1 rRNA gene is annotated in these 318 nt (G+C 53.8%); it reads left to right on the top strand.

The features are described from left to right. A 23S ribosomal RNA gene (locus TR08_RS14690) occupies positions 1-318 on the top strand; the annotation flags it as partial.

Raw genomic sequence — 318 nt, 5'->3', positions numbered from 1 at the left:
GCGATTCCCTGAGTAGCGGCGAGCGAAACGGGACATAGCCCAAACCAAGAGGCTTGCCTCTTGGGGTTGTAGGACACTCAACATGGAGTTACAAAGGAACGGGGTAGATGAAGCGGTCTGGAAAGGCCCGTCATAGAAGGTAAAAACCCTGTAGTTGAAACTTCGTTCCCTCCTGAGTGGATCCTGAGTACGGCCGGACACGAGAAATCCGGTCGGAAGCTGGGAGGACCATCTCCCAAGGCTAAATACTCCCTAGTGACCGATAGTGAACCAGTACCGTGAGGGAAAGGTGAAAAGCACCCCGGAAGGGGAGTGAAA

The organism is Neobacillus niacini (genome assembly GCF_000759675.1).
In the GTDB taxonomy this organism is placed as follows: Bacteria; Bacillota; Bacilli; order Bacillales; family Cytobacillaceae; genus Neobacillus; species Neobacillus niacini_A.
Note: the sequence above shows the minus strand (reverse complement) of the source record. Positions and strands in the feature narration are given on the sequence as shown.